This is a genomic window from Allorhizobium undicola ORS 992 = ATCC 700741, assembly GCF_000621665.1.
In the GTDB taxonomy this organism is placed as follows: domain Bacteria; phylum Pseudomonadota; class Alphaproteobacteria; order Rhizobiales; family Rhizobiaceae; genus Allorhizobium; species Allorhizobium undicola.
Map to the genome: position 1 here is coordinate 175,386 of NZ_JHXQ01000004.1, position 12,825 is coordinate 188,210.

Sequence of the window (12,825 nt, forward strand, 5' to 3'; positions counted from 1 at the left end):
GGTCAGGAATTCGGCCTGGGCTGAAAAGGTTTGCCGTTTTCATCGTCCTTCAGGCCCGCGGCCAGCGGATCGATGAGAATGAAGCCGCCCTCGAGATCGATTTCCAGCACGGCAGTTTCAGAAAACGGAATGAGAACGGGACGCTTGCCCGGCCCCTTCACTTCCAGAAGATCGCCAGCGCCGAAATCGAATATGGCACTGACGGAACCATAGCTTTTGCCCTCGCCATCCACCACATCCAGGCCTTCGAGATCGGCATAGAAGAATTCATCCTCCTCCAGTTCCTCATCCGGCAGGGCGCCGCGCTCGATGAAAAGCTCCAGCCCGTTCAACGCCTCGGCGGCATTGCGATCGTTCACGCCGCGAAACCGCACGATCACGACATTTTTCCCCTCACGCACCTCCAGCACTTCGAAGCTGCGGCCGTCATTGGCGTGCAAATGGCCATAATCGCCAAGCGCCAGGGGATCGGCGGTGAAGGATTTCACCCGTACCTCGCCGCGCAGGCCTTGTGCAGCGCCGATCACGGCCATCAGAACGGGATTTTCGAGCTTGGTCATGGTCTTCCAGCGAATTAAGAACCTGGCGCCGTTCTAAAGCATTTGCAGGAAAAGTGGAAACCGGTTTTCCCTCTGGAAATGCGGAAAATAGAAAATCCCTGCATCGTCAGAAAAAGTGGAAGCTGCTGCTCTGTCCGGGAATGCGGAAAACAAAAAAGCGCGCCATCGCCGAAGAAACTGGAGCGGCTTGCCCTCGGCAGCCGCCATAAAATTTTGCAGGCGCAGCCGTAAAACGGTTTGCGCCTGCCGCGATCTTTCCGCGCTTCTTGAAGCACGGAAAGACCGGCAGTCGTATTCGATGCGTATTCCGGCCGGGAGACTGGATCCCCTTTTTTCGGAAAACGCTCTTGCAGATTATTCAGCAGCGGCGGCTTCCGCAGCCTTCTGAGCCTTCTCGGCAGCGCGCTCCTGCGCCTTCTTGCCGGGCTTTGCCTTTTCCGGGTTGCTGCGAGCAGCGCGCTCGCTCAGGCCGGCTTCAGCGAGGAAGCGCAGAACGCGGTCGGTCGGCTGTGCGCCCTTGGCCAGCCAGGACTTGATCAGTTCCACATCGAGAACGACGCGCTTGTCGCTGTCCTTGCCGAGCATCGGGTTCCAGGAACCGACCTTCTCGAGGAAACGGCCGTCACGCGGCGAGCGGGCGTCGGCAACGACGATCTGGTAGTAGGGACGCTTCTTGGAACCGCCACGGGCGAGACGAATCTTCAGGGACATGGGTTACTCCTTCGGTGTGTTATTCCGGACGGTCAGGCCGTTCCGGGGTGTTGTTGAGGCCGCCGTCAGGCGGTCTGTTCAGTCTTGCCGCCATGTTCGGCGGCGATGGCTTCATGATGCCGGATGACTTCCTTGATGATGAAGTTCAGGAACTTCTCGGCGAAATCCGGGTCCAGATTGGCGTCCTTGGCGAGCTGCCGGAGACGGGTTATCTGATATTCCTCACGCGCCGGATCGGCGGGCGGCAGGTGGTGCAGGGCCTTCAGCACGCCCACCGCCTTGGTACAGCGGAAGCGTTCGGCCAGAATGTGCACCAGCGCCGCGTCGATATTGTCGATCGACTGGCGGTAGCCGGCGAGTTCCTGTTTGATGGCGGGATCGATCATGGTCTGGGAACCTCACTTCTTCTTGGGCAGGCCGGGAAGACCGGGAAAGCCTCCGCCAAGGCCGGGCAGCTTTGCCCCGCCGAGACCGGGAAGCCCGCCACCCATGCCAAGGCCCGGAGGCGGCTTGATGCCTGCGGCTTCCGCCTGCTTGGCCAGCGCTTCCAGTTGCTTGGGGTCCATGGAGGAAAGGTCCGGCATACCGCCCATGCCGCCCAGTCCCATCTTGCCGGCAAGGCCGCCCATCAATTGCTTCATCATGCCGCCGCCCTTCTTGCCGCCCATCATTTTCATCATGTCGGCCATCTGGCGATGCATTTTCAAAAGCTTGTTGATTTCCGCGGCATCCGTGCCGGAGCCCGCCGCGATGCGCTTCTTGCGGGAATGCTTGAGAATATCGGGATTGGACCGCTCGGTCCGGGTCATAGAGGAAATGATGGCGAGCTGGCGCTTGAACATGCGGTCATCGAGACCGGCGGACGCCATCTTGTCCTTCATGCCAGCCATGCCGGGCATGAGGTTCATGATGCCGCCCATGCCGCCCATTTTCTGCATCTGCTTCAACTGTTCGGCCAGATCGTCCAGGTCGAACTTGCCCTTGGCCATCTTCTCGGCCATGGCCTTTGCCTTTTCGGCATCGATGGTTTCGGCGGCCTTTTCGACCAGCGAGACAATATCGCCCATGCCGAGGATGCGGTCGGCGATACGGCGCGGATGAAACTCATCCAGCTCCGTCATTTTTTCGCCGACACCGATCAGCTTGATCGGCTTGCCGGTCACGGCGCGCATGGACAGCGCCGCGCCGCCACGACCATCGCCGTCCATGCGGGTAAGAACGAGGCCGGTAATGCCGACACGCTCATCGAAATTGCGGGCGAGGTTGACAGCGTCCTGACCGGTCAGCGCATCGGCAACCAGCAGGATTTCATGCGGATTGGCCTTCTTGCGGATGTCGGCCATCTCGACCATCAACGGCTCGTCGATATGGGTACGGCCCGCCGTGTCGAGAATGACGACATCATGGCCGCCAAGCTTTGCCGCCTGCACGGCCCGCCCGGCAATATCGGTGGGTGACTGGCCCGCGATGATCGGCAGCGTGTCGATACCGGTCTGCACGCCAAGCTGGCGCAGCTGCTCCTGCGCGGCGGGACGGCGCGTGTCGAGCGACGCCATCAGCACCTTCTTGCGCTCGCGATCGGTCAGCCGCTTGGCGATCTTGCCGGTGGTGGTGGTCTTGCCCGAACCCTGAAGGCCGACCATCATGATGACAACCGGAGCAGGCGCATGGAGGTCGATGGCCACGCCTTCGGCGCCCAGCATCTCCACCAGTTCGTCATGAACGATCTTCACGACCATCTGGCCGGGCTTGATGGATTTGAGAACTTCCGCGCCAACCGCCTTTTCGCGCACACGATCGGTGAAGGAACGCACCACTTCCAGCGCCACGTCCGCTTCCAGCAGCGCACGGCGAACCTCGCGCAGCGCCGCCGAGACATCCGCCTCGGAAAGCGAGCCACGGCCGGTCAGTCCATTCAGAATGGAGCCAAGGCGGTCCTGGAGGTTTTCAAACATCGCATCTTCCTTCATCGATTTCCGGGATTTAAGCGTTTCCGGAGGGAAAAGCGCTATGCCCTTTTCCTGGAAATGCCCTGGCCTGAAATCTCGTGTCTTTCAGCGGCAAAAACAAGACGCAAAGCCAAAAAGCACCCGAGGGCGCATCGCGCTGTCGGGTGTTGACCTCCGGGATCTGTTTACACCAGTTCGGGTCCCGGTCGGCGGCTCAAGACGTCAGTCCTGTCGCAGAATTGCGGTGCTTTAAGCGCATTTGGCCCGGAGAGTCAAGGCAATCCGGGGCTTTTGGCATTTTGCTCAGTCGTCCTCGCCATGACCGACGATCATCATGGCCTCGAAAGCCAGCCGTTCGGTCTTGCGCATCCGCTCGGATTCCGACTTGAGCTGACCGCAGGCGGCAAGAATGTCGCGCCCGCGCGGCGTGCGGATCGGCGAGGCATAGCCTGCGGCATTGATGAAATCGGCAAATCTGGCGATCTGGTCCCAGTCGGAACACTGGTAATTGGTGCCGGGCCAGGGGTTGAAGGGGATGAGATTAATCTTGGCGGGAATGCCCTTCAAAAGCTGCACCAGCAGCTTGGCATCCTCAAGACTGTCATTCACACCCTTCAGCATCACATATTCGAAGGTAATGCGGCGCGCATTGGACAGACCCGGATAGGCCCGGCAGGCATCCAGCAGGTCTTTCAGGGGATATTTCTTGTTCACCGGCACCAGCATGTCGCGCAATTCGTCGCGCACGGCATGAAGCGAGATGGCCAGCATCACGCCGATCTCATCGCCCGTGCGATAGATTTCCGGCACCACGCCGGAGGTGGACAACGTGATGCGGCGCTTGGAGAGCGACAGTCCGTCACCATCGGAGGCAATCAGCAGCGCCTTCTTGACGTTTTCGAAGTTATAAAGCGGCTCGCCCATGCCCATCATGACGATATTGGTAATCTTGCGGCCTTCCGCAGGCACCATGGCGCCGATCGGCTGATCGCGATCGGGAAAATCGCCGAGGCGATCACGGGCCAGCAGCAATTGCGAGAGAATTTCTTCCGCCGTGAGATTGCGCACCAGCTTCTGCGTGCCGGTGTGACAGAAGGAACAGGTCAGCGTGCAGCCAACCTGGCTGGAAATGCACAGCGTGCCACGTCCTTCTTCGGGAATATAAACGCATTCCACCTCGACCGGACGGCCAGCCCCGCGCGAAGGATAGCGCAGCAGCCATTTGCGGGTGCCGTCATTGGACACCTGCTCCTCAACGATTTCCGGCCGCTGGATGGTGAAAGCCGCCTTCAGCTTTTCCCGCATATCCTTGGCGACATTGGTCATCTGGTCGAAATCGGAGACACCGCGCACATAGATCCAGTTCCAGATCTGGGCCACGCGCATTTTCACCTGCTTGTCGGCAACGCCAATGCCACGCAGCATATCGCCCATTTCTTCACGGGTCGCGCCGATCAGGGTCGGCTTTTCGCTGTGCGCGGCAAGCGGCGGACGGGCGCTTTTGGCGCGATCAATGACAATTTCCATGACAGCCTAGCCTCGCCAGAACCAAAGGACACAGGGCCTCAAGACGCAAGGGCATCTGCGAGACACGGTCCGATACGATCTTTCAAAGAAGAAACGCTCCGCAAACCAATCGGATCACGGCACAAGTTGGGCGGGCCTTTAGCATCAAAATGCCGCGCCGTCATCAGAAAATGCAAAAAGGCCGCAGGCGCTCAAAAACAGCGCTCACGCAAAGAGCCCAAAGCGCATCCGGGCCGGACACGCTTCAGGCAAAGGCAATCGAGCTTACTTGCACTTTTCGATGCGCTTCAGCGCATCGGAAATGCCTTGCAGCGAATAGGCGTAATTGGTCTGGGTGCCGCGGCCGGAAACAGCCTGCACGGTCAGCGTCTTGCCGGTCTTCATCGCCTGCACGAGCTGCGGCTCCTCGGCGGCGTTTTCAACCCAGGCGGCGCTGTCCTTGACGAACATCGAGAAGCTCTTGGCGTCGATTTTCACCGTAACCTTCGAGCCGGCCTTCAGCGGATAGCCCACCATGACCTGCGGCTCATAGGAGATATTCTGGCCGGGGCGCTGGGAAACGATGAAGAAAACATCGCCATGATTGACCGACGGCGGCTCCTTGCTGGTGGGCACGGACAGCACGTAGCAGACCGTATTGGCTCCGGATTTGTAGGAATAGGCGCCCCAGGCCTTGAACTGCTCGATGCGGGTCGGGCTGGGCGACTGCGCCGTCGCCACGCTGACGGTGGCCAGCATCATTGCGCATGCGGTTGCGATTCTTTTTACAAACATTTTTTCCTGCCGCTAATCTTGATCCAACACCACGACCGGCCCGGATGGCGCGACCGACGCCCCCGTCCTTGTCTTCACCATCGCAAGGCCGGATGCCGACATTTTGACGGTGCATCTGAATTGCATTCAATTTGACTTAATTTTGGTTACCAAACCCTGAAGATATGCTTCCCGTTCACAATCATTTCAGGTCCGATCCACCTGAAATCGACAGAATGCAGGCTCGCATTACCCGATTGCCGCGTGATGCGTTTTCAAGACGCTCATCCGGCAATGCAGTCGCAGGCAATGGAAACGTTACAGCGCCATGCGTTTTATCAAACGCACAAAGGACGCTGTAACACTTTAAATCTGCTGCATAATTCCTTAAATCGATTCCGATTTAAGGAATTATGCAGTAGGCAAGTTGAATGCGCCGGGCGAATCCCGGCTTCCCCACAAACACAAGGAATAGGGCAAGAGTTGGATCAGGCAGACGATTGCGTTTCGCCGGGTCTCAGCCCCTCGTCGCTCAAAACCGCATCGGCGGCGTCGTAATGCTTTTCCTTGATATGGCTGTTGATCATGGCAAGCGCCGTGGTTAGCACCGCAATATCATCGGTGAAGCCCACAAAGGCCAGCATGTCCGGAACCGCATCGAAGGGCAGAACGAAATATCCAAGGGCGGCCAGAAGAATGCCGCGCACCCGCAACGGCGTCTGCCGGTCGGTGGCGCAGAAGAAGGCAGCCACCACATCCCGGCTGAAGGGAATATGACGGATTGCCTTGCGCAGTGTGGGCCAGAAGCGGGCCTTGACCTGTTCTTCCTGGCGGGATTGCGTTTCCTCATCGCCGGGCAGCAGGATTTCACCGATTTTCACGTCATCCATGACAGCCTTCCTTTATCAATCAGGACAAGGGCTGATATGGGAAAGGGCGGCAGACATGTCAAACGCGACGGGCGGCAATCCTGTCCATCACCTCGGCCAGATCGAAATCGCGCGCGGTCAGGCCACCCGAATCATGGGTGGTGAGACAGACCTCCACCCGGCGATACACATTGAACCACTCAGGATGATGGTTGAGCTTTTCGGCCACGAGAGCGCATTCAGCCATGAAGCCGAACGCCTCGGCGAAGTCGCGGAAATCGAAATCCCGCCGGATGCAAAGCCCGTCATCGGACAGTTCCCATGCATCGAGACGGGCCATCCGTTCGTTGACGGCAGCGGTGGTGAGTTTAGGGTCGCGCATGAAATTCCTCAAAATGACGCATCAGGCCGGATGCTCAAGCCCGCCAGCCCAGCCATAATCGGGACTGTCTTCGTAAAGCGGGAAAACCTCCTCGGTCAGATAGGGCCCGCCACCGACCGATTCCCTGGAGGACATCAGCACGAAGCGGGAAACGGCAAAGGGCGCGGTATGAAAATTGCCGCGCCCTGAAAGATAGTGGATCACATCGTCGAGTCGAGCCGATTTCAATCTTGCCAGCGTCACATGCGGGGTAAATTTGCGTGGATCCGGCGGCAGGCCGATCCGCTGGCAGATCCGCTCGATCTCGCCCTGAAGCGCGCTCATCTCCGCATTGGGCTGGACACCGGCCCAAAGCGAGTGCGGTTTTTTCGAGCCAAAGGAGCCAATGCCGTTGAGGGTCAGGGAAAATTCCGGCCGCTCTATCCGATCCAGCCGATCGACGATTTCATCTGCGGTCCGGCCATCGACATCGCCGATGAAGCGCAAGGTGATGTGGTAGTTTTCCACATCGATCCAGCGGGCTCCGGGCAGTCCGCCGCGCAACAGGGAGAGGCTCAAGGCCGCGCTGCGCGGAATTTCGAGGGCAGTGAATAATCTCGGCATGGCGAGGTCTCCCCGAACAGATGCTGACGGCATTTTCCCAAACGGGTTTCCCGTTTCAGTCCCATGCCCCATGCGGAACGGCCCTGCGAATCGAAAGCCGCTCCACGGCTTTACTGCATGGTTCCTTAGATCGGGATCGATGTAAGGCAAAAATCATGCAGCAGATTTAAAGCGTTACAGCGTCCTTTATCCGCTTGGGCAAACGCAGGGCGCTGTAAAGTCCCGTCAGCTTTCGCGATTCACGACTGCACCGCGAAAGCCATCGTCAGCGAATCATGTCTTGCCTTGGTAAGCAAGACGTTAACTTTTGTTATCCTCCAGAGCTTTTGCGAAGCCTTCGACCACAGGCGCCATCCGGCCCGCCATAACGCCGACGCCCTGGGCGTTGGGGTGCATTCCATCGCCCAGCTTCAGCCCCTCATTGGTGGCAACGCCCTCCAGAATGAAGGGATAGAGCGGAATGCGGTACTTGTCGGCCAGACGCTTGTAGATGGGGTTGAAGCGTTTGGCATAATCGGGGCCCATATTGGGCGGGGCGATCACGCCCACCAGCAGCACGCCGATCTTGCGGGCCTGCAAACGCTCGATGATGGCGGCGAGATTCTTTTCCGTTTCCTCCGGCGCAATGCCGCGCAAGGCATCGTTGGCTCCCAATTCGACAATCACGCCATCGGTTCCATCCGGCACCGACCAGTCCACGCGCGAAAGGCCGCCCTCGGTCGTATCGCCGGAAACCCCGGCATTGGCGACCGACACGTTCAGGCCCCGATCATGCAACGCCTTTTCGAGCTGGCTGGGAAGGCTTTCCTCATTTTGAAGCTGATAACCCGCCATCAGGCTATCCCCCAGGCCGACAAGCTGGATCTGGCGCTCGCCCACCGGCGCATCCGCCATGGAATCCTCCTGGCCTGCCTGCCCGTCCTCGGCGGGCGCAACCTGCTCCGCCGGGTCCGGCGTCTGCTGGGCAAGCAGGCTGGCCGGCGCCGCCAAGGCAAGACCCGCCGCCATAATGACAGTGAAGTGAAGCCCTAAAGCTTTAAATCGCATGATCCGTTTCCTAAATTCGGCAAGACTGTGCCTCGATCCGCCAGACCTTCATAGCGTGTTCTTCGAATGCTGAAACGCTGTAGACCCTATATAGGATGAAATCGCGTGGGAAAAACCATTATCCAGCTCCGCAATGCCGATCTCACGCTGGGAAGCGCCGCCGCCTGCGTGCATGTGCTGAAAGAGATCGATCTCGACATTGCCGCCGGTCAGTCTGTCGGCATCGTCGGGCCGTCCGGATCGGGCAAATCGACGCTTCTGATGGTGCTGGCGGGACTGGAGCGGCTCGATCGCGGCGAAATCCATGTCAACGGTCATGCGCTGCACGGTTTGAGCGAGGATGCGCTTGCGGATTTTCGCGGCCGCAATATCGGCATTGTCTTTCAGAGCTTCCATCTCATCGCCAATATGACGGCCCTGGAAAACGTGGCCGTGCCGCTGGAACTGGCCAATATCCGCGACCCCTTCGCCATTGCTCGGGCAGAGCTTGAGGCCGTTGGCCTTGGCGAACGTCTGCATCATTATCCGGGCCAGCTTTCCGGCGGGGAACAGCAGCGCGTGGCCATTGCCAGGGCGCTTGCGCCCTCACCCGCCGTGCTGATTGCCGATGAGCCCACCGGCAATCTCGACGGGGCGACCGGGCGGCAGATTGCCGATCTCCTGTTTTCCAAGCAAAAGGAGCGGCAGATGACGCTGGTGCTGGTGACGCATGATCCGGCGCTGGCAGCGCGCTGCGAACGGCAGATCAGGGTTCGCTCCGGGCGGATCGAGCCGGATAAGCCATCGCTTTCTCCTGACATTCACGAGGCGGCCCGCGCATGATGGCCGCTTTTCCCGCGCGTCTGTTTCTGGCCTTTCGTCTGGCGCTGCGCGAAATGCGCGGCGGATTGCGGGGCTTTTACATCTTTCTCGCCTGTATCGCGCTTGGCACGGGCGCGATTGCTGCGGTCAATTCCGTTTCCAGCGCCATCACCCAGTCCATTGCCGCACAGGGCACCACGCTTCTCGGCGGCGATCTCAGGTTCGAACTGAATAATCGTGAGGCCAATGCTGAGGAGCGGGCCTTTCTCGACGGGCTTGGCACGGTGGCCGTTTCCACGGGCCTGCGCTCCATGGCGCGCCTGCCCGACGGGGCCGATCAGGCGCTGGTGGAAATCAAGGCGGTCGATGCGCTTTATCCGCTCTACGGCACCTTCAAGGCCACGCCCGACCAGCCTCTGCCGCAGGCGCTTGCCCGTCAGGGCGATGCCTTCGGCATGGTGGCGGCCCCCCTGCTTCTCGACCGCCTGGACTTGAAAACCGGCGACCGCCTGCTGATCGGCAACACCGCCCTGATCGTCAAGGGCAGTATCGAGACCGAGCCGGACTCGGTTTCGGAAGGCTTCGGCTTTGCCCCGAAAATCATCGTCAGCCGGGAGGCACTTCAGGCCTCCGGCCTGATAGACACGGGCAGCCTTGTCGAACATGCCTACAAGGTCCGCCTGAAGCAGGGCGCCCCCACCCCGGCAGCAGTGGAAGAACAGGCCAAGCGCGACTTTCCCGATGCAGGCTGGTCGATCCGCACCTCCGAACGCGCAGCGCCCAATCTCACCGAAAATATCCGCCGCTTCTCGCAGTTTCTCACCCTTGTCGGGCTGACGGCCCTGATCGTCGGCGGCGTGGGGGTCGCCAATGCGGTTCGGGCCTTTCTGGATTCCAAGCGGGGCGTCATCGCCACGCTGAAATGCCTCGGCGCGCCGTCGGCTGTCGTGGTCATGGTCTATCTGTTTCAGATCCTGCTGGTCTGCATCATCGGCATTGCGGCAGGTCTGGTCATCGGTGCGCTTGCACCGTGGATTGCCGGCTATTATCTGGCGCAATATCTGCCAATTCCAGCGGATTTCACGCTCTACCCACGCTCGCTGGCGCTTGCCACGCTGTTTGGCCTGCTCACCACCTTTGCCTTTGCGGCCATGCCGCTTGGCAATGCACGGCAGGTGCCAGCCACCGCGCTGTTTCGCGATCAGGGTTTCGACAGGCTGAAACTGCCCGCCTGGCCCTATGTGGCCGCAGCCGCGCTGGCGATTGCCGCACTTGCGGGCCTTGCCATTTTTACCGCCTATGACAGGCGGCTGGCAATGATTTTCCTCGTGGCCATGGCAGGCAGTTTTGTCGTGCTGCGGCTTGTCGCACTGGGTGTGGCAGCGCTTGCGCGTCGCAGCCCGCGCCTTTCATCTCCGGCGCTTCGGCTGGCGGTCGGCAATATCCACCGCCCCGGCGCATTGACGCCCGCCGTCATCCTGTCGCTTGGCCTGGGTCTGACACTTCTGGTGACGCTGTCGCTGATCGACGGAAATCTGCGCCGCAGCCTGACGGGCACGCTTTCCGAACGCGCCCCGAATTTCTTCTTCATCGACATCCAGCGCGATCAGCTCGATCCGTTCCGCGCCTTGCTGGCACGGGAATCTCCCGGCGGCACGGTGACGGAAGTGCCCATGCTACGCGGGCGCATATTAGCTTTCAACGGTCAGGACGTCACGAAAATGCAGGTGCCGCCGGAAGGGCGCTGGGTGTTGCGCGGCGACCGCGGCCTGACCTACGCCACCGAATTGCCCCGCAATTCCACCGTAACCCAGGGCCAATGGTGGCCAGAAGACTACAAGGGCGAGCCGCTGGTGTCCTTCTCCAGCCAGGAGGCCGAACAGCTCGGTCTCAAGCTGGGCGACACCGTGACGGTGAATATTCTCGGCCGCAACATCACCGCAAAGATTGCCAATTTCCGCAAGCTGGACTGGCAATCGCTGTCGATCAATTTTGTCATGGTGTTTTCACCCAATACCTTTGCAGGCGCCCCGCATGGCTGGATTGCCACCCTCACCGACCATGGCGCAAGCGCAGCAGACGAGGCGCGGATCATGCGCTCCGTCACGCAGGCCTTCCCGACCATCACGTCGGTTCGCGTCAAGGACGCGCTGGATACCGTGAACGAACTTGTAGGCCAACTGGCGGTGGCCATTCGTGCCGCCGCAGCCATTGCACTGATTTCCTCCGTTCTGGTTCTGGCGGGCGCACTGGCGGCGGGCAACCGTGCCCGCACCCATGATGCCGTGGTGTTGAAAACCCTTGGGGCAACCCGCGCCATGCTGATCCGGGCCTTTACCTATGAATATCTGCTTCTGGGGCTCGCCACAGCGCTCTTTGCCTTGCTGGCCGGAAGCGTTGCAGGCTGGTATGTCGTGAGCCAGGTCATGAAACTGCCCTCAAGTTTTCTGCCCATCGTCGCCTTGTCAACGCTGGTCATCGCGCTCGTCATGACTATCGGCATCGGTCTTGCTGGCACATGGCGCGTGCTGGGGCAGAAGGCCGCCCCCGTGCTGCGGGAGTTGTAACGGCCCTACATAGGCCGGATTACAGGAGTTTAACGCAAATCCTCTTGCCTCGGCGGGGCTGAGACCACATATTGACATAACCCATGCAAGGCTCCGCATGTGGCGGCGCAGTTCATGCTGCCGGATTTTCCGGAGTCGTTTGTTGCTGCGCCCTGCTTTAAAGTCCGGGCGCAGGTGAGAGGAAAACATGTCCGACTATCGCAATTATCAGGCACAGCGCGGCGTCGCTTCCGCCGAGATGATCGATCAGGGCCTGCGCGCCTATATGGTCAAGGTCTATAACCTGATGGCGCTTGGACTGGCGATCACCGGCATTGCGGCCTGGGGCATCGCCATGCTGGCCACCACCACCGACCCCTCGCAGGCCGCAGGCCATTTCGGCAACGGCGTCATGCTGACCAGCCTTGGTGCGGCCATTTATGGCAGCCCGCTGCGCTGGGTGGTGATGCTGGCGCCCGTGGCACTGGTTTTCTTCCTGAGCTTCCGCATCCAGTCGATGAGCGTTTCGTCAGCACGCACCACTTTCCTCGTCTATGCGGGTCTGGTGGGGCTGTCGCTGTCGTCGATTTTCCTCGTCTATACGGGCGCAAGCATCGTGCAGACTTTCTTCGTGACGGCTGCCTCCTTCGGCGCGCTCTCGCTTTACGGCTACACTACCCGCCGTGACCTCAGCGCCATGGGCTCCTTCATGATCATGGGCCTTTTCGGCATCATCATCGCCTCGCTGGTCAATATCTTCCTGCAATCCAGCGCCATGGCCTTCGTGATTTCGATCCTTGGCGTCGTGATCTTTGCTGGCCTCACCGCCTACGACACGCAGAAGATCAAGGAAATGTATCTGGAAAGCGATGGCTACGAGAATGCGGGCCGCAAGGCCATCATGGGCGCACTGACGCTCTATCTCGATTTCATCAATCTCTTCCTCTTCATGCTGCGCTTTCTGGGCGACCGTCGCTAAAGTCTTTGTCCAAAGCTGGAAAGACAAAGGTGCAATGATTGGAAAAAAGGGCAGCCCGGCGCTGCCCTTTTTTGTATTAAGACAAATCATGTCTTGCG

13 protein-coding genes are annotated in these 12,825 nt (G+C 59.9%); 3 read left to right on the top strand and 10 right to left on the bottom strand.

The features are described from left to right. Window positions 1-2 precede the first annotated feature (2 nt). From rimM to T424_RS0106480, 10 genes are all read right to left on the bottom strand, one after another. Window positions 3-560, bottom strand: coding sequence for a ribosome maturation factor RimM (rimM, locus tag T424_RS0106430; RefSeq protein WP_027487004.1), 558 nt, complete (start codon window positions 558-560; stop codon window positions 3-5). Between the two features lie 354 nt (window positions 561-914). Further along, on the bottom strand, window positions 915-1,271 hold the full coding sequence (gene rpsP / locus T424_RS0106440) for a 30S ribosomal protein S16 (RefSeq protein ID WP_027487005.1): 357 nt from the start codon (window positions 1,269-1,271) through the stop codon (window positions 915-917). Window positions 1,272-1,336: 65 nt separating this feature from the next. Further along, on the bottom strand, window positions 1,337-1,657 hold the full coding sequence (locus tag T424_RS0106445) for a chorismate mutase (RefSeq protein WP_027487006.1): 321 nt from the start codon (window positions 1,655-1,657) through the stop codon (window positions 1,337-1,339). A 12-nt stretch (window positions 1,658-1,669) separates the two neighbouring features. Continuing rightward, a complete protein-coding gene (gene ffh / locus T424_RS0106450) occupies window positions 1,670-3,226 on the bottom strand; it encodes a signal recognition particle protein (protein ID WP_027487007.1) in 1,557 nt (518 codons plus the stop codon). A gap of 297 nt (window positions 3,227-3,523) precedes the next feature. Then, on the bottom strand, window positions 3,524-4,747 hold the full coding sequence (rlmN, locus tag T424_RS0106455; RefSeq protein ID WP_027487008.1) for a 23S rRNA (adenine(2503)-C(2))-methyltransferase RlmN: 1,224 nt from the start codon (window positions 4,745-4,747) through the stop codon (window positions 3,524-3,526). A gap of 264 nt (window positions 4,748-5,011) precedes the next feature. Beyond that, window positions 5,012-5,521: an invasion associated locus B family protein gene (locus T424_RS0106460; protein ID WP_027487009.1), complete on the bottom strand. Its 510-nt coding sequence runs from the start codon at window positions 5,519-5,521 to the stop codon at window positions 5,012-5,014. A 467-nt stretch (window positions 5,522-5,988) separates the two neighbouring features. After that, window positions 5,989-6,390, bottom strand: coding sequence for a YkvA family protein (locus tag T424_RS0106465; protein ID WP_027487010.1), 402 nt, complete (start codon window positions 6,388-6,390; stop codon window positions 5,989-5,991). Between the two features lie 58 nt (window positions 6,391-6,448). Further along, entirely contained in the window at window positions 6,449-6,751 is a 303-nt protein-coding gene (locus T424_RS0106470) for a 4a-hydroxytetrahydrobiopterin dehydratase (protein ID WP_027487011.1), read from the bottom strand. Window positions 6,752-6,772: 21 nt separating this feature from the next. After that, window positions 6,773-7,354, bottom strand: a complete 582-nt coding sequence (gene thpR / locus T424_RS0106475; RefSeq protein ID WP_027487012.1) for an RNA 2',3'-cyclic phosphodiesterase — start codon at window positions 7,352-7,354, stop codon at window positions 6,773-6,775. 300 nt (window positions 7,355-7,654) lie between these two features. Continuing rightward, complete coding sequence (locus tag T424_RS0106480; protein ID WP_027487013.1) at window positions 7,655-8,401, bottom strand: arylesterase; 747 nt, start codon at window positions 8,399-8,401, stop codon at window positions 7,655-7,657. A gap of 105 nt (window positions 8,402-8,506) precedes the next feature. On the opposite strand from T424_RS0106480, the gene T424_RS0106485 reads away from it, so the two are divergent. The 3 genes from T424_RS0106485 to T424_RS0106495 all read left to right on the top strand — a co-directional run bounded on the left by T424_RS0106485 (window position 8,507) and on the right by T424_RS0106495 (window position 12,727). Continuing rightward, window positions 8,507-9,223, top strand: coding sequence for an ABC transporter ATP-binding protein (locus tag T424_RS0106485; RefSeq protein WP_027487014.1), 717 nt, complete (start codon window positions 8,507-8,509; stop codon window positions 9,221-9,223). Continuing rightward, window positions 9,223-11,769, top strand: a complete 2,547-nt coding sequence (locus T424_RS0106490; protein ID WP_027487015.1) for an ABC transporter permease — start codon at window positions 9,223-9,225, stop codon at window positions 11,767-11,769. The genes T424_RS0106485 and T424_RS0106490 overlap by 1 nt, the downstream gene beginning before the upstream one ends. A 187-nt stretch (window positions 11,770-11,956) precedes the next feature. Beyond that, window positions 11,957-12,727, top strand: a complete 771-nt coding sequence (locus T424_RS0106495; RefSeq protein WP_027487016.1) for a Bax inhibitor-1/YccA family protein — start codon at window positions 11,957-11,959, stop codon at window positions 12,725-12,727. Window positions 12,728-12,825 lie beyond the last annotated feature (98 nt).

Coding starts and splice junctions, on each gene's coding strand:
- rimM (WP_027487004.1), bottom strand. CDS start 560: ATGACCAAGCTCGAAAATCCCGTTCTGATGGCCGTGATCGGCGCTGCA.
- ffh (WP_027487007.1), bottom strand. CDS start 3,226: ATGTTTGAAAACCTCCAGGACCGCCTTGGCTCCATTCTGAATGGACTG.
- rpsP (WP_027487005.1), bottom strand. CDS start 1,271: ATGTCCCTGAAGATTCGTCTCGCCCGTGGCGGTTCCAAGAAGCGTCCC.
- T424_RS0106445 (WP_027487006.1), bottom strand. CDS start 1,657: ATGATCGATCCCGCCATCAAACAGGAACTCGCCGGCTACCGCCAGTCG.
- T424_RS0106460 (WP_027487009.1), bottom strand. CDS start 5,521: ATGTTTGTAAAAAGAATCGCAACCGCATGCGCAATGATGCTGGCCACC.
- rlmN (WP_027487008.1), bottom strand. CDS start 4,747: ATGGAAATTGTCATTGATCGCGCCAAAAGCGCCCGTCCGCCGCTTGCC.
- T424_RS0106470 (WP_027487011.1), bottom strand. CDS start 6,751: ATGCGCGACCCTAAACTCACCACCGCTGCCGTCAACGAACGGATGGCC.
- T424_RS0106465 (WP_027487010.1), bottom strand. CDS start 6,390: ATGGATGACGTGAAAATCGGTGAAATCCTGCTGCCCGGCGATGAGGAA.
- T424_RS0106480 (WP_027487013.1), bottom strand. CDS start 8,401: ATGCGATTTAAAGCTTTAGGGCTTCACTTCACTGTCATTATGGCGGCG.
- T424_RS0106490 (WP_027487015.1), top strand. CDS start 9,223: ATGGCCGCTTTTCCCGCGCGTCTGTTTCTGGCCTTTCGTCTGGCGCTG.
- thpR (WP_027487012.1), bottom strand. CDS start 7,354: ATGCCGAGATTATTCACTGCCCTCGAAATTCCGCGCAGCGCGGCCTTG.
- T424_RS0106495 (WP_027487016.1), top strand. CDS start 11,957: ATGTCCGACTATCGCAATTATCAGGCACAGCGCGGCGTCGCTTCCGCC.